Source organism: Promicromonospora sp. AC04, assembly GCF_003058225.1.
Lineage (GTDB): Bacteria > Actinomycetota > Actinomycetes > Actinomycetales > Cellulomonadaceae > Promicromonospora.
Map to the genome: position 1 here is coordinate 162,582 of NZ_QBUG01000012.1, position 23,641 is coordinate 186,222.

Genomic DNA, 23,641 nt, shown 5'->3' on the forward strand with positions numbered 1-23,641 from the left:
CCGTCGGACGTGGCGGCCGGCACCATGTCGCCGCCGCCCCGCCAGGGGCGAACCTGGCACCATGACAACCATGACTGTCGACCGGTTCGCGGACGGCCCCGCCGGTGCGGCCGCCCAGCCCGGTCCAAGCTTCCTGACCGCCCCCTTCGCGGGCCGCACCTGGCGGGAGCAGGGCTACCTGACCCTGATGCTCCTGCTCGCCCCGTTCGCCTTCGCCTACACGGTCTTCGCCGTGAGCTTCGGCGCCGGCATCGCCGTCACCGTGGTCGGGCTGTTCGTGGCCGGCGCCGTCGTGCTCGGCGGGCGCGGCTGGGGCTCGGTCTACCGCGGCCTCGCCCACGACCTGCTCGACGTCGACGTCGCCGTGCCCGCCGGCTACGTCCGGCCACGCGGCTTCTGGCGCACCTTGGGCTCCATGCTCGGCGACGCGACCGGGTGGCGCGCCCTGCTCTTCATGCTCGTCACGTTCCCCCTCGCCATCGTCTCCTTCGTCACGAGCATCACGTTCCTCTCCACCGGCCTGGGCGGCCTGACCTACTGGTTCTGGTACCGGTTCCTGCCGGAGCAGATCGGGTCCGACGGCGAGCTGCACCGCGGCGCGCAGTTCGGCTCGTCCTACTTCCTGGACACGCCCCAGCGCCTCGCCCTCGCCGCGCTCGTGGGCCTGCTGCTGCTCTTTGGCTGGCCGTGGATCACGCGGATGTTCACGCTGCTCTTCCGGGCGCTGACCGTCGGCCTGCTGAGCCCCACCCGGGCGAGCCTGCGCGTCGCCGAGCTGGAGCGGTCCCGCACCGGCGCGGTGGACGACGCCGACGCCCGCCTGCGCAGCATCGAGCGCGACCTGCACGACGGCACGCAGGCCCGCCTGGTCGCCGTCGCCATGCAGCTCGGCGAGGCACGCGAGCACCTGGCCGGCGGCGGCGACGTCACCCAGGCCGCCGAGCTCGTCGACACCGCCCACTCCTCCACCAAGGAGGCCCTCACGGAGCTGCGCGAGCTGGCGCGGGGCATCCACCCGCCCGCGCTGGACAGCGGTCTGACCGTCGCGCTCGAGACCCTGGCCGCGCGGTCGGCCCTGCCGGTCACCGTGGACGTGGACCCGGACGTCGAGGCGGACGGCCGCCTCGCGCCGGCCCTCGAGTCGATCGCCTACTTCACCGTCGCCGAGCTCGTCACCAACGCGGCCAAGCACGCCCGCGCCACCGGGGTATACGTCCTGGTCGAGCCCATCGGCGACACCGGCAGCGCCGTCCGGATCCGGGTGCGCGACGACGGCCGCGGCGGCGCGGTGGTCGTGCCGCCCGACGGTTCGGGGCTCCGCTCCGGCCTGGCCGGCCTGGCCGAGCGCGTGCGGTCGGTCGACGGCAGGTTCGACCTGTCCAGCCCCGCAGGTGGGCCTACGGTGGTGACCGTGATCCTGCCGACCACGAGACCGGCCGACCGTACATGACCGGGCCGACCGATCCGCCGTCGGGCGACGGACTGCGCGTGCTCCTCGCCGAGGACTCGGCGATCCTGCGCGACGGCCTCGCGGCGCTCCTGACGCGCCGGGGCCACACCGTGACCACCGTCGGCGACGGCGCCGCCCTGGAGCGTGAGGTCGCGCGCCTCGTGCGCAAGGAGTCGCTGCCCGACGTCGTCGTCGCGGACATCCGCATGCCGCCCAGCTTCACGGACGAGGGCCTGCAGGCCGTGCTGGGGCTACGGACCCGGCATCCGGGCCTGCCGGTGCTGCTGTTCTCGCAGTACGTGGAGACCCGGTACGCGAGCCGGCTCCTGGCCGGCGACGCGCGCGGCGTCGGCTATCTGCTCAAGGACCGGGTGGCCGATGTGCGGGACTTCGTCGACGCGCTCGGGCGCGTGGCGCGCGGCGCGACGGTGCTGGACCCCGAGGTGGTCTCGCAGCTCATGGGCGCCGCCCGCCAGGACACCGACCTGGAGCGCCTGTCGGCGCGCGAGCGCGAGGTGCTGGGCCTGATGGCGCAGGGCCGGTCCAACGGGGCGATCGCCGATCTGCTGCACCTGTCGTACGGGGCGGTCGAGAAGAACGTCGCCGCCATCTTCACCAAGCTCGACCTGCCGCAGGACGCCGCGGACCACCGCCGAGTACTGGCCGTGCTGCGGCACCTCGGGGTGTGACCGCCGGCCGGCCGTCAGCCGGTCAGCCGACCAGCCATTATCCGGGACCCCTCCCAAGGATCTTGGCTACGCTCTCCCCAATTGCCGACAGATCGGATAAACCGGTCATAGGGCGGACAGGAGAGATCAAGTGGGCAGAATTCAGAGGGCGCGCCTGGCGGCAATGGCAGCCGCCGTCACCGTCACCGCGACGGTGATCTGCGTCCCGACGGCCTGGGGCGCGAGCGACAGCGGCGCGCCGGCCGAAGCGGCCGGGGTGGCCGCCACCGGCACCGAGATCGTCTCGGCCGTCGCACCTGTGCTGAAGACGGACGGCGCCTCGGCCCGCACCTACTCGGCCAAGGAGATGCAGCAGGTCGAGGCAGAGGGTGGGGACCCGGCCGTGCTGGCGTACTGGACGCCGGAGCGGATGGCCGCTGCGAAGCCGCTGGACGCTCCGGGGGATCCCGCGCTCGTCCAGAAGATGGCGCAGAACCTCGCGGCAGACCTCGCCTCGGGCACGACGGCGGCGCCGGCAGACAGCCTGCCGAGCAGCGCCGGCGGCAGCACCGCCCAGGACGGCACGATCGTCGCCCGCCCGGTGGCGCCCGAGAGCGCGGACGGCGCACAGACCAACGCGATCAACCGGTGGCCGATCAGCAACGGCAAGCTCTTCATCGGCGGGTACGGGAGCGGGAGCTACTGCTCTGCCGCGACGCTCAACACCAAGTCCAAGCGGGTCGTCATCACCGCGGGGCACTGCGTGCACAGCGGGCGGGGCGGCACCTGGCGCAGCAACCTGGTCTTCGTGCCGGACTTCAGGGGCGAGGCGGTCAACAAGACGCCCCACGGGACGTTCCAGGCCCGCACGTTGCACACCTTCCGGACCTGGATCGAGAAGGGCGGAACCGACCAGGGCTGGTACCGCGACGTCGGGATGATCACGACGTACGCGAACGGGCAGGGCCAGCGCGTGGTCGCGGCGGTCGGCGGCAACGGGATGAAGATCGACCAGTACTACCGCTGGCCCGTGGCGGTCTTCGGCTACCCGTCGAACCTGTCCGACGGTCAGGCGATGTGGGGCTGCACGGGCATGACGCGCAAGAGCGGCGTCGCAGCACGCACCTCGCTGATCAGCGGGTGCAACTTCGGTCCGGGGTCCTCCGGCGGACCGTGGGTGTGGCACTACAACAACACCACCCGCCTGGGGTACATCCGAGGGGTCACCTCGTACGGGACCCCGCAGAACCGGTCCATCGGGTCGCCGCACTTCGACAGCGCGGTGCACCGGCTCGCCGTCTCGACCAACAACTGAGGCAGCCTCATAGGTGAGGAGCGCCCGGCCGCGTCGTGCGGCCGGGCGCTCTTGCGTTTGCGGCCGGCTGCGTTGCGGCCGGCTATGTCGCGACTGGTCGCGGCCGGCGGCTACCGTCCCGGTCCGGTCAGAGCCGGCCCGCCGCCTTGAGCGCCAGGTACTCGTCGGCGAGCCGCGGCGCCAGGTCGTCCGGCAGCGCCTCGACGACGTCGGCCCCGTAGCGCCGCAGCATCGTGGTGACTGCAGTGCGCTCCAGGTCACCGCGCGCGGCGGCCGCGGCGTCGTACACCTCGGCGACCGTCTCGCGGCCGGCGCGCAGCCCGGCGACCTCCTCGTCGGCGACGGAGGCGACGACCACCGTGTGGTCGCGGGCGAGCTGGTCCACCACCGGCAGCAGGCCGTTCTCCACCGCGGCGGGGTCGAGGGTCGTGAGCAGCACCACGAGCGCGCGCTGCGTCATGCGGGTGCGCACCTGCGCCACCACGCCCGGCCAGTCCGTCTCCAGCAGCACCGGGTCGACGGTCGCCAGCGACTCCGCCATGGCGGGCATGAGCCGCGGCCCGGCCGCGCCCGCCACGCGCGAGCGCACCGTGCGGTCGAACGCCACGAGCTCCACCCGGTCGCCCGCGTGCCCGGCCAGCGCGGCGAGCAGCAGCGCCGCCTCGATGCTGGCGTCCAGGCGCGGCGCGCCGGTCGAGTCCGCGGCGCCCACGCGGGCGGCGGACGTGCGCCCGGTGTCCAGCACGATCAGCACGCGCCGGTCCCGCTCGGGGCGCCACGTGCGGACCACCACCTCGCGGCGGCGGGCCGTGGCGCGCCAGTCGATCGAGCGGACGTCGTCGCCCACCACGTACTCCCGCAGCGAGTCGAACTCCGTGCCCTCGCCGCGGATCTGCACCGCTGCGCGGCCGTCCATCTCCCGCAGCCGCGCCAGGCGCGACGGCAGGTGCTTGCGGCTGGCGAACTCCGGCAGCACGCGCAGGCGGCCCGGCACGGGCAGCGTCACCTGGCGGCCCGCCAGGCCCAGCGGGCCGAGGCTCCGGATCGTCACGCCGCCCGCCGCCCGGTCGCCGCGCCGCTCGGGCACGAGCGTGGTGGGCAGGCGCGCGGCCTCGCCGTCGGGCAGGTCCACGTGGTGGCGACCGGGCCCGCCCGACGCCGGACGCACCCGCTCACCGCTCCCCCGCCCCGGACCCGCGCCCGCAGACGGGCCCCACGCGTCCCGGACCACTGCACGCAGGCGCCGGCCGGACGCGTTGCGCACCACGAGCTCACTGGTGGCCTCGGAGCGCAGCCGGACCGACGCCGGTACCCGCCGCTGCACGGCGACCCGTCGCGGCGAGGCCGCCAGGACGACGTCGGCCACGCACGCCAGGATCACAACCGTCGCCCAGACCAGCACCGTCCCGTTGGCCGGCAGGAACAGCACGGGTATCACGCCGAGGCCCATCAGGGCGGCGGCCCGCCACGTCACGACCATGCGGGCCTCAGCGCGGCACGGGCACGGAGGCCAGCACCGTGTCCAGCACGCCCTCGGCGGTGACGCCCTCGAGCTCGGCCTCGGCGCGCAGCTGCACGCGGTGCCGCAGCGTCGGGTGGGCGAGCGCCTTGATGTCGTCGGGGGTCACGAACGAGCGTCCCGACAGCCACGCCCACGCCCGCGCGGTGCGCAGCAGCGCGGTGGCGCCACGCGGCGAGACGCCGAGCGAGAGCGACGGCGAGAAGCGGGTGGCCCGGCAGACGTCCACGGCATAGCCGAGCACCTCGCGCGACACCTGGACGCGGGCCACCTCGGCGCGGGCCCGCTCCAGGACCTGGGCGTCGGCCACGGGGGTGATGCCGGCGGCCGCGAGGTTGCGCGGGTCGAAGCCCGCGGCGTGCCGGGCCAGGACCTCGATCTCCTGGTCGCGCTCGGGCAGCGGCAGCACGAGCTTGAGCAGGAACCGGTCGAGCTGGGCCTCGGGCAGCGAGTAGGTGCCCTCGTACTCGACGGGGTTCTGGGTGGCGATCACCAGGAACGGGTCGGGCAGCGGGCGGGGCGTGCCGTCCACCGAAACCTGCCGCTCCTCCATCGCCTCCAGCAGCGACGCCTGGGTCTTGGGGGGCGTGCGGTTGATCTCGTCCGCCAGCACCAGGTTGGTGAACACGGGGCCCTCGCGGAACGAGAACTCGGCGGTGCGCGCGTCGTAGACGAGCGAGCCCGTCACGTCGCCCGGCATGAGGTCGGGCGTGAACTGGACGCGCTTGGTGTCCAGGTTCAGGGCCGCCGCGAGGGTGCGGACCAGCAGCGTCTTGGCGACGCCGGGCACACCCTCCAGGAGCACGTGGCCCTGGCACAGCAGCGCGATGAGCAGGCTGGTCACGGCCGCGTCCTGCCCGACGACGGCCTTGCCCACCTCCGTACGGACCGCCGCCAGGGCGGAGCGCAGCTCCTGCGACGGGGCGGGCGGCGCGGGTGCGGCCTGCGGCTGGGGGGCCACGGGCCGCTCGTCCGAGGGTGCGGTCTGCTGGGCAGTCGCCGCGGGCGCCGCGGGTGTCGCGGGCTGCGGGGCAGGCCTCGGCTCGGTGGGCTGCGGCGCGGGCTGGTTGGGGAAGGCTGGTTCGGTCACGGTCGGTGGACCTCGCTCTCCAGGATGTCGAGTCGGCGCACGAGCTCGGCGAGCGCGGCGTCGTCAGCGGGGGGTGGGCCGTAGAGCAGGTCTGCCACCTGCTGCGACGGGCGGTTCGTGGCGGCTACGACGGCGTCGACCACGGTGTTCGCATCGGACGAGCGGGCCAGGCCGAGGCGCGAGGCGACCCGGTTGGCGGCCGCTGCCCGCAGGCCGGCCGCTGCATGCCCGCGGGCGCGGGCGGCCCGGTACAGGCGAGCGCGACCGCGTGTGGCCTCGGCCGAGCGGACGAGCACCGGCAGGTCCTCGACGACCAGCGGCCCCATGCGGCGCACGCGCCAGAGCGCGAGCAGCACCGCGGCGAGCAGGGCCACCAGGGCGACCGGCGCGGAACCGGGCGGCATGACCGCGTTCACCTGGCCACGTTCGGCCGGCGTGGGCTCGTCGTCGCCGGTGCTGACGTCCATCGGGTTCGGCACCAGCCAGACCAGGTCCTCGTGCTGCCCGAGCATCCACAGCGCGAGCGCCGAGCTGCCCTCGTTCAGTACCGAGTCGTTGCGGATCACTGCCGGGTCGGTGACCACGGTGACCGAACGGTTCGGGAAGTCCAGGCGCGCGTAGGCGAACGCGCCTGCGGCGCCGGGCCAGCACATGTCCGGGCGCACGGTGTCGCTGGTCGTCGACGTGTCGAACAGGCCGGGCCGCAGATCGAGCGCGCCCGCTGCCTGCGCCGCCGGGTCGTCGCACTGCGGCTGGACCGGTCCGGCCGCCTCGCCGTACACGGAGTCGACGGTGTTCCGGGTCACGCCCGCGACCATGCTGTAGTCCGGGCTGAGCACCACGAGGTCCGCGCCCGTGCGGTTCAGCGACGAGATCTGGTCGTCGGCGAAGAACGACGGGTTGGGCGTGACCAGCAGCGTGGTGTCCGGGCCGGCGGCGGCCACGGCGTCGGCCACCGAGGTGACGTGCGTGATCCGCACGCCCTGGTCCTTCAGCACCTCGGCCACGGCCATGGCCCCGTCCGGCTCCGGGTTGTCCGGCGCGTACGGGTCGGCCGACGTCGGCGGGCGCACCACCGCGAGGAACAGGACGAGCAGCGCGATCGCGGCGAGCACCGTCAGCGGCCAGCGCATGCGGCGCCACCTGCTCACGGCACGCGACCGGCCGGTGGTGTCGTCGCCGATGACCACCGGCGGCTCGTTGACCGGGCTCGCCGACGCGCCAGACACCGCCGCGGGTGGTGTCGGGGCGGGGGGCGCAGCGAGCGGGGAAGGGGCTGCGGGCGTCAGGGCTGGGGGCGGGGACGGCACGGTCATGCGGACACCCCCGGCTTCTCGCCGGCCCGCTCGCCGGTGTCCGAGCCCGCGCCCGTCCCGCTACCTGCCCCGGTGCCCGGTCCGGTGCCCGGCACGGCAACGGGCTTGGCCGCCGTGACCTCGGCATCGAGCTCGCGCAGGCCCGCGTCGTCGGCCGCCGTGGCGACCCGGTCGCCGTACTCGACGCCGTCGAACAGGTCAGCGCCCGAGCGCAGGCGCGCGGCCTGGGCGGGCAGGCGCTCGCCGGCGTCGCCGGCGGCCTCCTGCGCCGTGCGGCCCGGTCGCGGCTCGATGATCACACGTTCCTCCAGGGACCGGACGACCGCGCGGAAGCGCTCCACGGTCGCCGTCCGCCAGTCGCCCGACGCTGCCGCGACGTCGGCCGCGGCGCGCATCTGCGCGGCCGTGCGGGCGTCGTCGGTGTCGAGCACCTCGGCGGAACCCGTGCGGTTGCGCCCGAGGTGCACCGGCCCGGCCACCAGCCAGGCGATCACGAGGACCACGACGACGACCACCGTGATGGCGAGCCCGAGCTGCGGGCCCGACATCGACGCGTCGGGCCACTCGATGTTGTTCAGCCAGTCCAGCACCCAGTTGAGCAGGCGCGTCAGCAGCGACTCGCGCTCCGCGTACTCGGGGCGCTGCAGCTCGCTCGTGAGCCACTCGCGTGCTGTGTCCCGGTCCGGGACGACGGGCAGATCGGCCCTCATGTCACTTGTCCGCCGCGACCGCGGCCGCGGCCTGCAGCTGCACGTCCAGTCCCTCGCGACGCATCCGGGTGTCGATGTAGAGCAGGGCGATGACACCCCCGAGGAACAGCACGCTCATGCCGCCCGTGATGACGTAGGTGATCCCGTAGCTGACGGCCAGGCCGGCGTCGTTCGCCGTCGCCATGAACAGGCCCATGACCGCGCCGATGGGGAACGCGACGACCTGGCCGATGATGCTGAGGATGATCGAGGTCAGCAGGTAGATGCCGAGCACCCGCCAGAACGAGCCGCGCGTCAGCTTCCACGCACGCCGGCACGTGGCCCAGAAGCCGCCGCCCTCGACCGCGAGCGCCGGCGGGATCAGGGCGGTGCGGGTGAACACCCAGAAGCCACCCACGGCGAGCGCGGCGAGCACGACGAGCACGCTGACCACGCCGAGCGTCGGGTCGACGGAGAACCCAGCTGCGACGATCCCGACGGCCAGGGCGTACACCACGAGCATCGCGAGTCCGCTCAGGAGCGAGAAACCGAGGAGGAACCACCAGCGCCGGCCCGCGCGCCGCCACGCCTCGCCCACCGAGATCTTGCGTCCGATGACCGAGTCGCTGACGGAGATCGCCATGATGCCCATGGCGAGCGGCGTCACGAGCCCGAGCAGGAGGCCGGAGCCGAGCAGCGAGCCGTAGGTCACGCCCAGCATGCTGTCCATGCCGGTCAGCCCCTGGGCGGCCGGGTCGCTCTCGAGCTCGGCCAGCAGCCCGCCCCACAGGTCGGTGAACCAGGTGATGAGGGGAATGCTGATCAGGGTGCCGAGCGCGACGGCGGCGACCACGACGATCGCCGTCAGCCCCAGCGTCACGCCCGGGTTGTGCCGGACGGCGCCGAACGCGCCGTCGTACAGCTCGCCCAGGGTGAGCGGACGCAGCGGGATGATGCCTGGCTTGTCGGCCACGGGCCGGTAGGCCGGGACCGGGCCGCCCGGGTGGTGCTGCCCGTACTGGCTCTGGCCGTACTGGTTCTGCCCGTACTGCCCCGGCGCCGTCGGCTCGGCCGGCGGCGTCCCGTACTGCGGCTGCGCGGGCGGTGCGGCCGGGTCGTACCCGGGCGCGTACTGCCCGTACCGCGGCGGCTCGCCCCAGCCGGCGGGCTGGGGCCCTCCGGGCTGCGGGGGCGTCGGCTGCGCCGGCTGGTCGGGTGCGCTCTCGGGCGTCGTCATGGGGCGTGCTCCGCGTGTCGTCTCAAGTCGTGCCTGCGCCGCAACCCTAGTACGCGCCGCTGACACCGGGCTGCGTAATTCGCACCTGCTGCGGGGGTCTCCGCGTAACCGTCACCCGGCCGTGACCACGGTGGCGCCGGCCTCGTGCTCGGCGAGGTCGCCGGTGGCCCCGGCGCGGACGGCCCGGCCGCCCAGCACGTACACGTAGGCCCAGAATCCGGCGAGCACGATCGCGCCGATCACGATCTTGAGCCACCAGTACAGCTCGGACCCGGTGACGAAGCCCTCCACGAGGCCGGAGACGCCGAGGGCCACCGCGAGCCCGATGACCGTCGTGATCAGTGCGCGCCCTTCGGCGGCCATGGCGACCGACCGCTTGCGGTGCCCCGGGTCGATCATTGTCCAGAACAGCCGCAGGCCCGCCGCTCCCGCGACGAAGATGCACGTCAGCTCCAGCAGGCCGTGCGGCGCGATGAGCGTGAGGAACAGGTCGAGCTCGTCGTGGGCGGCCATCATCCCGCCGGTGGCGCCGATCTGGACCGCGTTCTGCCACAGCACGTTCAGGGTGAAGAGGCCGGTGATCCCGCCGGCCACTGCCTGCGCCGCGATCCACGCGTTGTTGGTCCACACCACGGCGGCGAAACCGATGCCCGGGTCGTAGTAGGACGCGAACGCCTCGTTCACGTAGTCCTCCTGCGCCGCGGGCGACATCATCGAGTTCATCGCGTCGGCGTCGCCCGCGATGTAGACGCCCGCGACGACCGCGACGAGCAGGCAGGCGGCCGTCACCGCGTGCGACCACCACCGGATCCGGTAGAAGGCAGCGGGCAGCGACACCACGGCGAACCGCACCACCTCGCGCCAGGCGGGCTCGTGCGACCCGGCGATGCGGGTGCGCGCCCGGTTCAGGACGTCGGACAGGCGGGTGACCAGCGCGGGGTCCGGCGCCGCCGACCGGACCGTCGACAGGTGCGTGGCCACCGACTGGTACAGGCGCACCAGCTCGTCCGACTCGGCGCCGTCCAGGCGGCGCCGGGACGCGAGCTCCTTGAGGCGGTCCCACTCTGCGGCGTGCACGGCGGTGAAGGCGTCGATGTCCACGACGGTAGTCTGCCGCACAGGAAATACGGCGTGACCCCGAGGCCCCCAGAACCCGACCGGAGGAACCGTGCAGGACGGCATCGTCATCGGCGAGGGCGTGGTGCTGGACGCGCGCCCGGCATCGTTCATCACGCGTGCCATGGGCGCGATGCTCGACTTCCTCGTGATCGGCGCAGTCATCACGGTGACCCTGGTCGTGGGCGCGGTCTGGTTCCTGGAGAACGCCGTGCTGGGCGAGGACGTCGCGATGGTGGTCTACGTCCTCGCGAACGTGGTGGTCATGGTGGGCGTGCCCGTCACCGTCGAGACGCTGTCGCGCGGCCGGTCGGTCGGCAAGCTCGCCTGCGGCATCCGTGTGGTGCGCGACGACGGCGGCCCCGTTCGGTTCCGGCACGCGCTGGTGCGCGCCCTCATCGGCGTGATCGAGCTGTGGCTGACGTTCGGCGGCATCGCGGCGATCGCGTCGCTGTCCAACGCGAAGGGCAAGCGCCTCGGCGACCTCGCGGCCGGCACGTACGCGGTGCGGGTGCGGGGCGGCAAGCCGCCGTCGGCCCCGGTCGTGATGCCGCAGTCCCTGGCGTCGTGGGCGCACACCGCGGACATGCGCCGCCTGCCGGACGGGCTGGCGCTGGCCGCCCGCCAGCTGCTGGGCCGTGCCGCCCGCCTGGCACCCGAGTCCCGGGCGCGGCTCGCCGACGACCTCGCCGGCCGCATCGAGCCCTACGTCGCCCCCGGGCCGCCGGCCGGCACGCACCCCGAGGCGTTCCTGCACGCCGTCCTGGCCGAACGCCGCGAGCGCGAGCTCGCCGCGGGTCAGCGCGAACGCAAGCGGGCCGAGGAGCAGGCAGAGCTGCTGCACCGCCTCCCCTTCGCGGTCGCCGACCCGCCCCGCTGACGAGAAGGCTCGAACCGCAACTTGCGCGTCCCTGGAGCCGCACTCACCGGCGCCGAACCGCAGGTTGCGCGTCGGAGCGGCCGCCCAACCGAAGGTTGCAGGTCCATCACGGGCTCGATCGACAAGTCTCCTGCGGTTCGACGCCAGTGGGTGCTCCAGGGACGCGCATCTTGCGGTTCGGCGCCGCCAGCCACGCGCATCTTGCGGTTCGGCGCCGCCCGTGGTCGCCGGGAACGACACGTAACCTGCGGTTCGGCGCCGCCAGATCACGTTACCCTGGTCAGGTTCGGACGTCGTCCCAAGCGCGCATCAGGCCGCGCGAGCGCAGGGCTCCGGAGCAGCGCCGCAGCCCGGCCTGCACCACCCGGCGCAGCCGGGCCGACGTCGGACGCTCGACGCCGTAGTGGATCGCCACCGCCAGGCCAAGGCTCAGCGCGCCCGCCGCGAAGAGGGCGACCGTGCGGGTGGTCTCGTGGGCCAGCACGTCGATGACGGCGTACCCGAACTGCGTGTGCACCAGGTACACGGGGTAGGTCAGGGCGCCGACCGTGCCGAGCACCGCCGCCACCCGCCGGGGCGGGGCCGTCCTGCCGCGTAGCGTCGTCGCCCAGACCGCGACGACGCTCGCGAGCAGGATCATCACCGTGATCACCGGGTTGACCGGGACGCCCTGCAGGTCGGACGCGCGGCCGGCGGCCTCCAGGACCCGCATGACGCACAGGACCAGCCCCCCGGCGAGCAGCAGGCTGGTGACGACGTCGAACCCGTCGCGGTAGGCCAGGAACAGCAGCATGCCGACGGCGAAGTACGGGGCGTAGGCCGGGACGAGCCAGTCGGCGAGCCAGTGGGCGCCGAACTCCTCGGCGGCCCAGCCGGCGAGCGGCCAGAGCGTGGCGAAGGTCAGCACGCGGTTGCGCGTGAGCGGGCCGAACGCCAGCACCACGAGCACCAGCAGGTAGAACTTCAGCTCCACGAGCAGGGTCCAGAACACGACCTGGACGCCGGTGACGTCGAACAGGTCCTGGACCATCGTGAGGTTGACGACGGTCTCGGTCAGGTTCGTCTGCCGCCCGCCCGACCACACCTGCTGCAGGCCCGCCGTCAGCACTATGCACGCCCAGTACGCCGGGAAGAGCCGGCCCACCCGGGAGGCGACGAAGCCCGCGATCCCCCGGCCGTCAGCGCTGAGCAGGATCACGAACCCCGAGATCATGAAGAACAGCTCGACGCCGAGCCAGCCGTACCGCGTGATCTCGTTCAGCAGCGGGAACGCGTTCGCGGGGTCGGCACCCCAGTAGCCGGTCACGGTCGAGGTCGCCGTGAAGTGGTACAGCAGGACGGCGGCAGCGGCGCCGAACCGCAGGCCGTCCATGGCCACGAGCCGGCCGGAGATCTTCCGGCGCGTACTGCCCGTGGTCGCGGAGGTCGTCTCAGGCGTGGACGCGGGTGTGCTGTCACGGCGAGTCATCGCCGCCGACCTTAGATCACGAAACGATAACGGTCAAAATTCACCCCGCCAAGACTTCACTCCACCAGGATTTCACCCCACCAGGAGCGCGAGCAGCGTCTTCGCCGAGGTGTCCCAGTCGTACCCGGCGGCGCGGATGCGCGCCGCCGCGGACCGTTCGGCCCAGGCCTGCGGATCGTCGAGCTCGCGGACGGCGGCGACGAACCCGTCGACGTCGTCCGGGTCGACGTACGCGCCCGCCGCCCCGCCGACCTCCCGGAACACGGGGATGTCGCTGACCACCACGGGGGTGCCGAGCGTCATGGCCTCCACCAGCGGGAGCCCGAAGCCCTCGTCGCGGGACCCGGAGACGAGGGCCGTCGCACCGCGCAGCACACCGTGGTAGACCTCGTCGGACGCGCCGTCGTGGAACACGAGCGTGCCCTCGCCGGCCAGGGCCTGCAGCCGCGCCCGCTGCTCGGGCCGGACCGGGCTCATCAGGTGCAGCTCCCACCCGGGCAGCCGCGCCATGGCGCGGGCCGGCAGCTCGACGTTCTTGTACGGCATGAACGAGCCCATGTACACGAGCGAGCGGGTGCGCTCAGGGGCGGGCCGGCCGGCCGGCAGGTCCGGCACGGGGTCCGGCGCGTTCGGCACGACGGTCACCGGCCGCCGGGTCAGCCGGTGGGCGGCGATCAGGTCACGCGTGGTCTCCGAGACGGTCACCACGGCGTCGGCCCGGTTCAGCAGCGCGCGCTGCGGCCACCACGCGAGGTGGAACGCCCGCCACAGCAGGCGGACGGGCGCGGGCAGGTTCCGCGGCGGCGTGGGGTGCCGGTAGTAGATGAGGTCGTGCAGGGTCAGGACCACGCGGTAGTCACGCCCCCAGGTGCCCATGGTCTGCATCGGGCTGAACACGACGTCGGCGCCCGTGCGGCGCACCTGCCGCGCCACGAACGGCTCGCGCCAGCTCGTCGGGCCGCTCACCAGGTGCCACGGCAGGCCGGCGGGCAGGTGGTCGAGCTGACGCTCGTCGTCGACCAGCACCTCGACCGGGTGCAGTCGGGCCAGCGCGGTCACGATCCCCGCGGTGTACCGGCTGATCCCGTCGTGGCGTCCCACCCGGAGATACCGGCAGTCGACGACGATCTTCACCTGATCTTCCCTCACTGTTCATCCTGCTTGTCCGCGCCCTCGAGGGCGGCAAGGAATTCGGCGGTCTCCCGCGCCACGGCGTCCGGCGCCTCGTAGTGCGCCAGGTGACCCACCTGCGGTACGACGACGAGCCGGGCGCTCGCGAACATCGCCTCCAGCTCCCGCTGCGAGGGCAGCGGGGCGACGTCGTCGTTCTCGGACGCGATCAGCAGCGTCGGCGCGCTGATGCGCCCGGCATAGGCGGCGACGTCGGTCCCGACCGAGGCGTGGAAGGCCTCCAGCAGCGTGCGCCGGTCCGCGAACCCGGAGAAGTACCGGTCGTGCTCCGCGTGGATCCAGCGCCGCAGGTGCCGGTCGCGCGTAGTGACCATCGCCACACTCGCGACGCGGGTGAACAACGGGTGACGCAGCAGCCCCGTCCCGACGCGTTCGGGCAGCGCCGCGGCCAGCCGGTGCACCCCCACAGTCACGGCGCTCAGCACGCGCCGGGGCCCGGCGAGCGCCGCCGTCGCTATGGGATTGACGAGGACGAGACCCCGCACCGGCGGCGCGTCGTGAGGCTCCGCGGCGGCCACGGTCGCGGCCGCGACGATCGACCCGAAGGAGTGTCCCGCCAGCACGGCATCCCCCTCCGGTACGACGGCGGCCAGCAGCTCGGCCGTCCACGCGGCGTAGCCGGCGACGTCGTGCAACCCGTCCGGGAGCGGTGCCGAGGCACCGAACCCAGGCAGGTCAGGCACGTAAACCTGCAGGTCAGGGCGCCGCTGCACGAGATGCGCGACTATCGGCTCCAGACCGTGGTGGTCGCCCCGGAGCCCGTGCAGGAACACCAGCGGTCGCGGCGCGGCGGCGTCGCCGTACACCCGGAGGTGGACGTGGACGCCGCGGATCTCCAGGTCGAGGGAGCGCACAGATGTGCCCGCGACGAGTCCCGCGTACGGTGCTTCGTGCGGGGGCGTGTGCGGTGCCTCGTGGGCTGCGTCTTGCGCTGCCTCGCGCGGGTGCGTGTCGGTGTTCATCGCGCTGACCCTAAGCATTCAGGTGACCGTCGCGGGAGGGGTCTGAGAAATATGGGGGTAAACCCCCAGGCGATTTCGGGGGAGAACCTGGTGGCGAAGAGGGCCACCTTTACGCCACCGTATAGCCCATGCAAGCCATAGCGGTCGCTCTCGCCGTGCTCGGTGCCGCGCTGTTCGCCGGCGCCGCAGTCCTGCAGCACCGCGAGGTATCCGACCTGTACGGGGGTCCGCTCCCCCGCGAGCGCGTCCTGTCCCTGCGCCGCCTCGGCCGGATCGCACGGCGGCCCGGCTGGCTGGCCGGGTTCGGGCTCGCCGGGGGCGGCACGATCGTGCACGCCATCGCGCTGGCGCTCGCACCGCTCCGCCTGGTCCAGCCGATCGGCGTGCTCGCGGTACCGGTGGCGGTGCTGCTCTCCTCGCTCCGGCTGCGCCGGGCGCCCGGCCGCCACGTGCTCCTCGGCGTCGCCCTGACCATGGCCGGCGTCGCCGTGTTCGTCGCGGCCTCGGTGAGCGCGACGTCGGGCAACCCGCCGCCCCCCGGATCCACCCTGCCGACCATCCTCATCGTCGGCGGCGTCGTGCTCGCACTCGGCGCCGGCGGCCTGGCGGCCGGCGGCTGGCTGCGCTGCGTCGCCTGCGCGACGGCGGGAGCCACCGCGTTCGGCCTGCTCTCCGCCCTCATGCGGGTGATCTTTCAGGAGCTCGCGGGCGGCACACCCTGGTACGACCCGCAGGTGCTCGGCACCGGGGCGAGCGCCGTCGCCGCGATGGTCCTGGGCGGCTGGCTCGTCCAGCAGGCCTACCCGTCCGGCCCGCCCGAGGTGGTCGTCGCGTGCCTCACCGTCGTGGACCCGATAGTGGCCGTGCTCCTCGGCGCCCTGCTCCTCGGCGAGGGCGCCGACACGCCCGTCGCCACCTGGTTCCTCCTCGGTGGCGCGGCGTTCGCCGCGTCCGCCGGGGTCCTCGTTCTTGCCCGGCTCCACCCTGACGCCGTCGCAGCCCGCGCGGCGCGTACCGCCCCTTCGAGACTTCCCGAACCATCGAGAGGTACAGCACAGTGACCCTGCCTGGTACTCCCCGCACGATCTTGATCGGCGCCGATACCTACCCGCCCGCCGTGAACGGCGCCGCCCGGTTCGCAGGAAGCCTGGCCAACGGCCTGGCCAGGCGCGGCTACGACGTGCACGTCGTAGCACCATCCCCGACCGGCCGCCCGATGCGCGAGGAGCGCGACGGCGTCGTACTGCACGGGCTGCGTTCCCGCCGGTACCCGTCGCACCACAACCTGCAGGTCTGCCTGCCGTGGGAGACGCGCCGAGGCATCGCCGAGGTCCTCGAGGAGGTGGAGCCCGACGTCGTGCACACCAACGGCAGCTACATCCTCGGCCGCGCCCTCGTGGACGCGGCGCACCGCGCGGGCCTCCCCCTGGTGGCCACCAACCACCTGATGCCCGAGAACCTGGTCGGCTACCTGCTGGTGCCCAGCTCGATGCACCGCAAGGTCGGCCAGTGGCTCTGGCAGGACATCGGCCGCGTCTACTCCAAGGCCGACGTCGTCACGGCCCCCACCCCGCGCGCCGTCGACCTCCTCGCACAGCACGCCGGGCTCACCCACGCCGTCCCCGTGTCCAACGGCATCGACACCGACCGGTACACGACCACCAACCGCGACGGCCACGCCGAGCCCACCGTCCTGTTCGTCGGCCGCCTGGACCAGGAGAAGCGGGTCGACGAGATCATCCGGGCCTTCGCCCTGCTCCCCGACGACCTGCCGGGCCGGCTCGAGATCGTCGGCACCGGTACGAAGGCCGACGACTGGGCGGCGCTCGCCGCGTCGTCCGGCGTCACGGGCCGCGTCCGCTTCCGCGGGTACGTGCCCGACGACGAGCTGCTCACCGCCTACTCCGAGGCCGACGTGTTCTGCATGCCCGGGGTGGCGGAGCTGCAGAGCCTGGTGACCCTCGAGGCGATGGCCTCGGGCCTGCCGGTGGTCGCCGCCGACGCGATGGCGCTGCCGCACCTGGTGCGCCCCGGCGTGAACGGCTGGCTCTACACCCCGGGCGACGTGCGGGAGCTGGCGAACCGGCTGGGCGACCTCCTGGCGGACGCCGGCCTGCGTCACCGCATGGGCGCGGCCAGCCGGGAGCTGGTCGCTGCGCACGCCGTCGACGGCACCCTCGACGCGTTCGAGGGCATCTACGAGAAGGTCCGTGCCATGCGCAACCAGCCGGCGACCGCCTGACCCCCATCGGACGCCGAAGTAGAACTGTGGCGAGATAGAACTGTGGCTTCGCGCTCAGCTTCTGTCTCGCCACAGTTCTGTCTCGCCACAGTTCGCCACAGTTCTACTTCGGCGCCAGGGGTGGGGTCAGGCGCCGAGGAGCGGGGCTATCGCCTTGTACAGCTCGTTCCCGCCGAGGACCAGGAACATCACGGCCACCAGGACGAGGACCACGTTGATCCACCAGCGGTTGCGCCACCGGGCCGGCACCGCCTTGGAGTTGTTGAGGAACAGCAGCGTCAGCGCGAGGAACGGCATGAACAGCGAGCCCAGCGCGCCGTAGACCACGACGAGCAGGATCGGCTTGTCGAGGAACAGCAGCGCCATCGGCGGGAACGTCAGCCACAGGATGTAGATCCGGTAGTACGTGCCGCCGGCACCGCGGCGCGGGTCGTCGCTCGGCAGGTTGCGCATGGTGGCGACGAAGTCGGCGAACATGAGCGACACGCCGTGCCAGACGCCGATCACCGACGAGAACGTGGCGGCGAAGAACCCGACCAGGAACAGCGGCGCCATGAACGCCCCGTACCGCTGGGCGAGCACGTCCGCGAGGTCGATGAGCCCCTCCTCGCCGTCGGCCACCGCCATGCCCGCCGAGTACAGGAGCTCCGCGCCGACGACCAGCATGGACACCACGAAGATGCCCGACATGACGTACGCCCACGCGTTGTCGATCCGCATGACGCGCATCCAGCAGGGCGTGGACCAGCCCTTCTCGGCGAGCCAGTACCCGTAGGCGGCCAGGGTGATGGTGCCGCCGACGCCGCCCGCGAGGCCGAGCGTGTTCAGGACCGCGCCGTCGGGGATGATCGGCACCAGGCCGGCCACGATCTCGCCGAGGTTCGGCGTCGTCAGCGCCGCTGAGCCCACGACGGTCACGAACATGACGCCGATGAGGACGGCCATGACGTTCTCGAACGGCTTGTACTTGCCGAACCAGACGAGCAGCAGACCCGCGACCCCGGAGAGCATCGCCCAGTACCGGATGTCCACTCCCGGGAACAGCCCGTTCAGCGCGAGGCCGACGCCGGACATCGCGGCGGCGCCGTAGCTGAAGCCCCACACCACCACGTAGATGCCGAAGTAGACGACGGCCCACAGGCCGAGCGACTTCCAGCCGTCGAAGATGGTGCGGCCGGTCGCGAGCGTCCAGCGACCGGCACCCTCGACCAGGGCGATCTTCACGACGACGCCGAGGATCACCGCCCACAGCAGCGCGTACCCATAGTTGCTGCCCGCGACCATCGTGGCGACGAGGTCACCGGCACCGATGCCGGTGGCCGCGACGACGAGGCCCGGGCCGATGATCTTCCAGCGCGGCTTCTCGGCAGCGCCGTCGTGCCCGACGTCGGCCCCGTTGCCGGACGTCTGTGGCTCCTCGGTTGGTCGATCCCCTGTCAATTCTTGTGAAGTGACCTCATTGTCCTTTTCCATGGCGTGACTGTACCCAGGGTTTCACCCGCCCGAAAGGACCCGGTATCGGCGCCCGGCACACCGTGCGACCGTCCACCCGCCACGTCGTGGTGGAGGGGTGGCCTCCCGTCGACCGCACCACCTGCTCCTGTCCGGCCGCCGATGAAGGCTGACATCGGATATCAATTCTGTTATGTCTGAGTTACGGGTATTCCCGGCCGACCTTCCGTCGGGTTCGATCCTGGAATGTCTCGTTTTCATTCCTTGCCCACTCCATTCGTTCCGATTGACAGGATGAAATTCCGGTCTGATGCTCGTCATGGTGCGGCACACATGTGTGCTCCACCGCTGTTTCGACGGAGCTATTCGAGGGGAAAGACAATGATCCGAGGATTCCGTGGGATAGGTCGTACGGGGGCGGTCTTCGCCCTGTCGGCCGGTCTGGTTTACGCAGGAGCAGCAGGTGCGAGCGCGCTGGCGATGGCCGAGGGCGACACGCCCGCCGACCAGCCGATCAGCGCGCCCGCCACCGACGCCGCGACGGACGTGGTGCCCGACGCCGCGGTCGAGGCCCCGGCGGCCGACGCCCCGGTCGAAGCCCCCGTGCCGGACGTCCCGGCGCCCGACGTGGCCGTCGACGCCCCAGTGCCCGACGTTCCCGTCGAAGCACCGGTGCCGGACGTCCCGATCGAGGCCCCCGTGCCGGACGTTCCCATCGACGCACCGGTGCCCGACGTCCCGATCGACGCCCCCGTACCCGACCTTCCCGTCGACAACCCGGTGCCGGACGTTCCCGTGCCCGACCTCCCGGTCCCCGAGCTTCCGGTCCCTGAGCTTCCGGTGCCCGAGCTTCCGGTCCCCGAGCTTCCGATCCCCGAGCTGCCCGGCCTCGGCCTGCTCGACGGTCTGATCTCCACCGTCACCGACACGGTCACCGGCCTGCTCGGCACCCTCCTCGGCCTGCTAGGTGGCGTGGCCCCGGTGTGATAGCAAATGCCTATTCCGCCGGCCGCTTTCGAGCGGAGAACTGGCGGTGAACAGGCAGTAGCGAGGCCCTTTCCCGGAAGCTCGGGAAAGGGCCTCGCTGTCTTTTGAACAAACGTCCTACTCAAGGCGATCTCGCGCTCGTCCCACGCAGAAGCCGATAACTTCTAGCCAGACCGATGACTCCATTGAGGCCTTCATGCCTCATTCAGCCCGCCCGAACCAGAGGCACCAACCAGAGCAGGCCCCGCCCTCCTCCAGCCGGCCCTCGGCCACGTCGGTGGGCCGCTCCCGGTCCACGGAGACGCGCTCGTCGAGCGCGGTCATCTCCTCCTGGGTGAGCGCGGCGGAGATCGGGTCGAAGGTCTGGTCGCGGCCGCGCACGGCCTCGTACCCCTCGATCCGGTCAGGTTCGCCGCTCGGCAGCGCCCGCCTGGGACCCCGCGCCCAAGACACCGAGGTTTAACAGGACTGCAACACATTGCATACACCCCGGTTGAGAGAGGAGTGATTGTATGCAATCGTCCCTGTCAGACCCGGATTGGATTCTCCAGTGCGCACTCCCACGCCGCCGCGGCTGCGCGGCCCACTCGCCCCCGCCGCCGGCCTCCTCGCCGCGGTCCTCGTGCTGTCCGGCTGCCAGGAGGTGCAGACCAGCACCGCCCCGGCGGAGGAGACGGCCGACGTCACCGGCGTCGGCCTCGACGGCAAGACGATCGCCGAGGGCGGCGACCTCGTCATGGCCCTGTCGGCCGAGCCCGACGTGCTCGACCCCACCACCTCGTCGTCGCTCTACACGCGCTACGTCATGCAGACGATGTGCGAGAAGCTCTACGACATCGACGCCTCGGGCGAGATCGTCCCGATGCTCGCCACCGAGCTCCCCGAGGTGTCCGAGGACGGCCTCACCGTCACGTTCCCCCTCAAGGAGGGCGTGCAGTTCGCCGACGGCACGCCGTTCGACGCCGAGGCCGTCAAGACGTCCATCGAGCGCCACCTCACCAAGGAGGACTCGTCCCGGCGCAGCGAGCTGGGGCCCATCACCGACGTCAAGGCGGTCGACGACCTCACGGTCGAGATCGACTACGAGACGCCGTTCGCGCCGATCGCCGCGGTCCTCGCCGACCGCGCGGGCATGATCATGTCGCCGACCGAGCTGGAGAAGACCGGCGACGACTTCGGTGAGCACCCCGTCTGCGTGGGTGCGTTCAAGTTCGTCGAGCGCGTGCCTCAGACGTCCATCACGGTCGAGCGCGACCCCCTGTACTACGACGCCGAGAACGTGCACCTGGACTCGATCACCTACCGCATCATCACCGACGCCAGCATCCGCGCCGCCAACCTGCGCTCCGGCGACGTCCAGGTCGCCGACACCCTCTCGACCCAGGACCTCACCGAGCTGGAGGCCGACGAGAACGTGGGCCTGCTCGAGGTCGGCTCCCTGGGCTACCAGGCCATGACGGTCAACGTCGGCAACACCGACGGCGTCGGCGCACCGCCCGGCAAGATCGACACCCCGATCGCCACCGACCCCCGGGTCCGCCAGGCCCTGTCGATGGCGGTGGACCGCGAGCAGCTCGTGAAGTCCGTCTTCAACGACCGGTTCGACCCGGCCTGCTCGCCGATCGCGCCGTCGTCCACGTTCAGCACCGCGGCCAGCGAGGCCTGTCCCGAGTACGACCCCGAGGGCGCCAAGGCGCTCCTGGAGGAGGCCGGGGTGGAGACGCCGTACAAGATCGAGATGAAGGTGACCAACACGCCCGACACCCTGCGCCTCGCGCAGGCGGTCCAGGCGTCGGTGGCCGACGGCGGTTTCGAGGTCGAGATCGTGCCCGTCGAGTACTCCTCGCTGCTGGAGGTGCAGGAGCAGGGCGACTTCGACCTGCTCCAGCTCGGCTGGTCGGGCCGCGTGGACCCGCACGGCAACATGTTCAACTTCCTGTCCACGGGCGCGGGCAACAACTACTCCGGGTACAGCAACCCCGAGGTCGACGACCTGCTCACCGAGGCGGCGACCGTCATCGACCCGGCCGAGCGCGCCGAGCTGTACGGGCAGGTGGTCACGCAGGTCCAGAAGGACAACCCGATCATCTACCTGTACCGGACGCGCAGCCTGACCGGCTACGTCGGTGAGGTCGCGGGCATCTCCACCTACGCCGACGGCGTGGTGCGGCTGAGCCACGCCGCGTTCGTCGAGCCCACCGAAGGCTGAGAGCACAGGCGATGCGTCGTTACCTCCTCGCCCGTCTCGGCCAGTCGGCGATCACGCTGCTGCTGGCGTCCGTGGTGATCTTCCTGGGTGTGCGCATGCTGCCCGGCGACCCCGCGCTCGCTATGGCGGGCGAGGAGGCCACGCCGGAGCGGCTCGCCATGATCCGCGCCGACCTCGGCCTGGACCAGCCGGTCTGGGTGCAGTACGCGCGGTTCCTCGCCGAGGTCGCCTCGGGCGACCTCGGCGAGTCCACCCGCACGGGCGCCTCCGTGGCGAGCATGATCGCCGCCACGCTGCCCGTGACGCTCTGGCTGTCGCTCTACGCGATAGTCGTCGCCGTCGTGACCGGCGTGGCGCTCGGCCTGCTCGCCGAGCGCTACCGCGGCCGCTGGCCCGAGTGGGTCGCGAACGCGGCGGCGCTCACCAGCCTGTCGGTGCCGAACTTCTGGCTCGGCATGCTCGCGATCCTCTACCTGTGCATCGGGCTGGGCCTGTTCCCGGCGTCGGGCTACGTGCCGCTCACGGAGGACCCGGTGGGCTGGGCGGTGCACCTGACCCTGCCCGCGCTCATCCTGGGCACCGGGCTGGCCGCCGTCATCATGCGGCAGACCCGCGCCTCCATGATCGACGCGATGCAGACCGACTACGTGCGCACGGCCCGCGCCAAGGGCCTCGGCCGCACCCGCGTGCTGCTGCGGTACGGGCTGCGCAACTCCCTGATCGTCGTGGTCACGATCGCCGGGCTCCAGCTCGGCGGCCTCATCTCGGGCGCCGTCGTGACCGAGCAGATCTTCGCCCTGCCCGGGTTCGGCAAGCTCACGCTCGACGCCGTCTTCCAGCGCGACTACCCGGTCATCCAGGCCGTCGTGGTGCTGACCACGGTGGGGTACGTGCTGGTGAACCTGGCCGTGGACGTCCTGTACTCCGTCATCGACCCGCGTATCCGAGTGGGAGGTCGCTCATGACCGTCATCGAACACGGCGACCTCGCACCCGACCTGGCTCCCGCCGTCGTGGGCCCGCGGCGCCTGCTGTCCCGGCTGCGCACCCCGCAGGCGATCGTGGGCGGCGCCATGCTCGCGATCGTCGTCCTGGCCGGGCTGCTCGCGCCCCTGCTGGCCCCGCACGGGCCGGCCGAGGTGCACTTCGACGCCCCGTTCCAGCTGCCCGGCACCATCGGCTATGCGCTCGGCACCGACGACCTGGGCCGCGACGTCCTGTCCCGGATGATGTACGGGATCCGGGCGTCGCTCATGGTGGGGATCGTCGCGGTGGGCCTCGCCGTCGTCGTCGGGACGCCGCTCGGGCTGGCCGCCGGCTACTGGCGGTGGCTCGACGCGCCCGTCTCGCGCCTGACCGACGTGACCCTCGCGTTCCCGTTCCTCATCCTCGCGGTGGGGCTGGCCGCCATCAACGGGCCCAGCCTGGCCGGGGCCGCGATCTCGCTCGGCATCGCGCAGGTGCCGACCATGGTGCGTGTGGTGCGGGCCGAGACGATGCGGCTCAAGGAGAGCCCGTTCGTGCTCGCCGCCACCGCGATGGACGCGTCGGGCCCACGGATCCTCGCCCAGCACATCCTGCCCAACTGCCTCTCGGCGATCATCGTGCAGGCCACGGTGATCATGCCGGCGGCGGTCCTGGGCGAGGCGGTGCTCTCGTTCCTCGGGCTCGGCATCCAGCCGCCCACGCCGAGCCTGGGCATCATGCTCTCGGACGCGCAGCAGTACCTGGGCCGCGCGCCCACCGCCGCGCTGTTCCCCGGCCTGGCCATCGTGGCCATCTGCCTCGGCTTCAACCTCCTCGGGGACGCCCTGCGCGACGCCCTCGACCCGACCTCCGACCGTAAGTGAG

Annotated in this window: 21 protein-coding genes; 10 read left to right on the forward strand and 11 right to left on the reverse strand. The window is 72.5% G+C overall.

Features of this window, described 5'->3' with window-relative positions; translation table 11 throughout:
* Positions 1 to 61 precede the first annotated feature (61 nt).
* From C8K30_RS26220 to C8K30_RS26230, 3 genes are all read left to right on the forward strand, one after another.
* Positions 62 to 1,450, forward strand: coding sequence for a sensor domain-containing protein (locus C8K30_RS26220; RefSeq protein WP_233257476.1), 1,389 nt, complete (start codon positions 62 to 64; stop codon positions 1,448 to 1,450).
* Complete coding sequence (locus tag C8K30_RS26225; RefSeq protein WP_233257477.1) at positions 1,447 to 2,139, forward strand: response regulator transcription factor; 693 nt, start codon at positions 1,447 to 1,449, stop codon at positions 2,137 to 2,139. Before C8K30_RS26220 ends, C8K30_RS26225 begins: the two co-directional genes overlap by 4 nt.
* Before the next feature lie 130 nt (positions 2,140 to 2,269).
* The gene (locus tag C8K30_RS26230) at positions 2,270 to 3,433 is read left to right on the forward strand and encodes a serine protease (RefSeq protein ID WP_146197601.1); all 1,164 of its coding nucleotides are present in this window, start codon (positions 2,270 to 2,272) and stop codon (positions 3,431 to 3,433) included.
* 127 nt (positions 3,434 to 3,560) lie between these two features.
* Here the strand turns inward: C8K30_RS26230 and C8K30_RS26235 are convergent, their stop codons facing one another.
* From C8K30_RS26235 to C8K30_RS26260, 6 genes are all read right to left on the reverse strand, one after another.
* Complete coding sequence (locus C8K30_RS26235) at positions 3,561 to 4,913, reverse strand: DUF58 domain-containing protein (RefSeq protein WP_108495843.1); 1,353 nt, start codon at positions 4,911 to 4,913, stop codon at positions 3,561 to 3,563.
* 7 nt (positions 4,914 to 4,920) lie between these two features.
* Positions 4,921 to 6,042, reverse strand: coding sequence for a MoxR family ATPase (locus C8K30_RS26240; protein ID WP_108495844.1), 1,122 nt, complete (start codon positions 6,040 to 6,042; stop codon positions 4,921 to 4,923).
* Positions 6,039 to 7,358, reverse strand: a complete 1,320-nt coding sequence (locus tag C8K30_RS26245; RefSeq protein WP_108495845.1) for a DUF4350 domain-containing protein — start codon at positions 7,356 to 7,358, stop codon at positions 6,039 to 6,041. Before C8K30_RS26245 ends, C8K30_RS26240 begins: the two co-directional genes overlap by 4 nt.
* Positions 7,355 to 8,068 (reverse strand): DUF4129 domain-containing protein, encoded by a 714-nt coding sequence (locus tag C8K30_RS26250; protein ID WP_108495846.1) that lies wholly within the window; start codon positions 8,066 to 8,068, stop codon positions 7,355 to 7,357. Before C8K30_RS26250 ends, C8K30_RS26245 begins: the two co-directional genes overlap by 4 nt.
* Position 8,069: 1 nt before the next feature.
* A complete protein-coding gene (locus C8K30_RS26255) occupies positions 8,070 to 9,284 on the reverse strand; it encodes a hypothetical protein (RefSeq protein ID WP_108495847.1) in 1,215 nt (404 codons plus the stop codon).
* Positions 9,285 to 9,395: 111 nt separating this feature from the next.
* A complete protein-coding gene (locus tag C8K30_RS26260) occupies positions 9,396 to 10,385 on the reverse strand; it encodes a stage II sporulation protein M (protein WP_108495882.1) in 990 nt (329 codons plus the stop codon).
* Positions 10,386 to 10,452: 67 nt separating this feature from the next.
* On the opposite strand from C8K30_RS26260, the gene C8K30_RS26265 reads away from it, so the two are divergent.
* On the forward strand, positions 10,453 to 11,280 hold the full coding sequence (locus C8K30_RS26265; RefSeq protein ID WP_108495848.1) for an RDD family protein: 828 nt from the start codon (positions 10,453 to 10,455) through the stop codon (positions 11,278 to 11,280).
* Between the two features lie 280 nt (positions 11,281 to 11,560).
* On the opposite strand, the gene C8K30_RS26270 is transcribed toward C8K30_RS26265, so the two are convergent.
* From C8K30_RS26270 to C8K30_RS26280, 3 genes are all read right to left on the reverse strand, one after another.
* Complete coding sequence (locus C8K30_RS26270) at positions 11,561 to 12,748, reverse strand: acyltransferase (RefSeq protein ID WP_108495849.1); 1,188 nt, start codon at positions 12,746 to 12,748, stop codon at positions 11,561 to 11,563.
* A 72-nt stretch (positions 12,749 to 12,820) separates the two neighbouring features.
* On the reverse strand, positions 12,821 to 13,882 hold the full coding sequence (locus C8K30_RS26275; RefSeq protein WP_108495850.1) for a glycosyltransferase family 1 protein: 1,062 nt from the start codon (positions 13,880 to 13,882) through the stop codon (positions 12,821 to 12,823).
* 11 nt (positions 13,883 to 13,893) lie between these two features.
* Positions 13,894 to 14,901: an alpha/beta fold hydrolase gene (locus C8K30_RS26280; RefSeq protein WP_108495851.1), complete on the reverse strand. Its 1,008-nt coding sequence runs from the start codon at positions 14,899 to 14,901 to the stop codon at positions 13,894 to 13,896.
* A 128-nt stretch (positions 14,902 to 15,029) separates the two neighbouring features.
* Here C8K30_RS26280 and C8K30_RS26285 point away from each other — a divergent pair, with 128 nt between their 5' ends.
* Together C8K30_RS26285 and C8K30_RS26290 are read left to right on the forward strand one after the other, a co-directional pair.
* Positions 15,030 to 15,962, forward strand: a complete 933-nt coding sequence (locus tag C8K30_RS26285) for a DMT family transporter (protein ID WP_108495852.1) — start codon at positions 15,030 to 15,032, stop codon at positions 15,960 to 15,962.
* Positions 15,959 to 17,143, forward strand: a complete 1,185-nt coding sequence (locus tag C8K30_RS26290; protein ID WP_233257478.1) for a glycosyltransferase — start codon at positions 15,959 to 15,961, stop codon at positions 17,141 to 17,143. Before C8K30_RS26285 ends, C8K30_RS26290 begins: the two co-directional genes overlap by 4 nt.
* A gap of 126 nt (positions 17,144 to 17,269) precedes the next feature.
* Here the strand turns inward: C8K30_RS26290 and C8K30_RS26295 are convergent, their stop codons facing one another.
* A complete protein-coding gene (locus C8K30_RS26295) occupies positions 17,270 to 18,616 on the reverse strand; it encodes an Nramp family divalent metal transporter (RefSeq protein ID WP_233257479.1) in 1,347 nt (448 codons plus the stop codon).
* Between the two features lie 360 nt (positions 18,617 to 18,976).
* Between C8K30_RS26295 and C8K30_RS26300 the strand changes: the two genes are divergently transcribed.
* Positions 18,977 to 19,582, forward strand: a complete 606-nt coding sequence (locus C8K30_RS26300) for a hypothetical protein (RefSeq protein WP_146197602.1) — start codon at positions 18,977 to 18,979, stop codon at positions 19,580 to 19,582.
* Between the two features lie 201 nt (positions 19,583 to 19,783).
* Here C8K30_RS26300 and C8K30_RS26305 read toward each other — a convergent pair whose 3' ends face one another.
* Positions 19,784 to 20,035, reverse strand: a complete 252-nt coding sequence (locus tag C8K30_RS26305) for a hypothetical protein (protein WP_146197603.1) — start codon at positions 20,033 to 20,035, stop codon at positions 19,784 to 19,786.
* A 97-nt stretch (positions 20,036 to 20,132) separates the two neighbouring features.
* Here C8K30_RS26305 and C8K30_RS26310 point away from each other — a divergent pair, with 97 nt between their 5' ends.
* The 3 genes from C8K30_RS26310 to C8K30_RS26320 are packed head-to-tail and all read left to right on the forward strand — an operon-like array spanning position 20,133 to position 23,640.
* On the forward strand, positions 20,133 to 21,791 hold the full coding sequence (locus C8K30_RS26310) for an ABC transporter substrate-binding protein (protein ID WP_108495855.1): 1,659 nt from the start codon (positions 20,133 to 20,135) through the stop codon (positions 21,789 to 21,791).
* Between the two features lie 11 nt (positions 21,792 to 21,802).
* Positions 21,803 to 22,756 (forward strand): ABC transporter permease, encoded by a 954-nt coding sequence (locus tag C8K30_RS26315; protein WP_108495856.1) that lies wholly within the window; start codon positions 21,803 to 21,805, stop codon positions 22,754 to 22,756.
* The gene (locus C8K30_RS26320) at positions 22,753 to 23,640 is read left to right on the forward strand and encodes an ABC transporter permease (RefSeq protein WP_108495857.1); all 888 of its coding nucleotides are present in this window, start codon (positions 22,753 to 22,755) and stop codon (positions 23,638 to 23,640) included. The genes C8K30_RS26315 and C8K30_RS26320 overlap by 4 nt, the downstream gene beginning before the upstream one ends.
* The last annotated feature ends 1 nt before the right edge of the window (position 23,641 follow it).

Bases quoted from the DNA above. Each gene is read 5' to 3' on its own strand.
- C8K30_RS26220 (WP_233257476.1), top strand. From the start codon at position 62: ATGACAACCATGACTGTCGACCGGTTCGCGGACGGCCCCGCCGGTGCG.
- C8K30_RS26225 (WP_233257477.1), top strand. From the start codon at position 1,447: ATGACCGGGCCGACCGATCCGCCGTCGGGCGACGGACTGCGCGTGCTC.
- C8K30_RS26235 (WP_108495843.1), bottom strand. From the start codon at position 4,913: ATGGTCGTGACGTGGCGGGCCGCCGCCCTGATGGGCCTCGGCGTGATA.
- C8K30_RS26245 (WP_108495845.1), bottom strand. From the start codon at position 7,358: ATGACCGTGCCGTCCCCGCCCCCAGCCCTGACGCCCGCAGCCCCTTCC.
- C8K30_RS26250 (WP_108495846.1), bottom strand. From the start codon at position 8,068: ATGAGGGCCGATCTGCCCGTCGTCCCGGACCGGGACACAGCACGCGAG.
- C8K30_RS26255 (WP_108495847.1), bottom strand. From the start codon at position 9,284: ATGACGACGCCCGAGAGCGCACCCGACCAGCCGGCGCAGCCGACGCCC.
- C8K30_RS26270 (WP_108495849.1), bottom strand. From the start codon at position 12,748: ATGACTCGCCGTGACAGCACACCCGCGTCCACGCCTGAGACGACCTCC.
- C8K30_RS26280 (WP_108495851.1), bottom strand. From the start codon at position 14,901: ATGAACACCGACACGCACCCGCGCGAGGCAGCGCAAGACGCAGCCCAC.
- C8K30_RS26285 (WP_108495852.1), top strand. From the start codon at position 15,030: ATGCAAGCCATAGCGGTCGCTCTCGCCGTGCTCGGTGCCGCGCTGTTC.
- C8K30_RS26295 (WP_233257479.1), bottom strand. From the start codon at position 18,616: ATGGAAAAGGACAATGAGGTCACTTCACAAGAATTGACAGGGGATCGA.
- C8K30_RS26300 (WP_146197602.1), top strand. From the start codon at position 18,977: ATGATCCGAGGATTCCGTGGGATAGGTCGTACGGGGGCGGTCTTCGCC.
- C8K30_RS26315 (WP_108495856.1), top strand. From the start codon at position 21,803: ATGCGTCGTTACCTCCTCGCCCGTCTCGGCCAGTCGGCGATCACGCTG.
- C8K30_RS26320 (WP_108495857.1), top strand. From the start codon at position 22,753: ATGACCGTCATCGAACACGGCGACCTCGCACCCGACCTGGCTCCCGCC.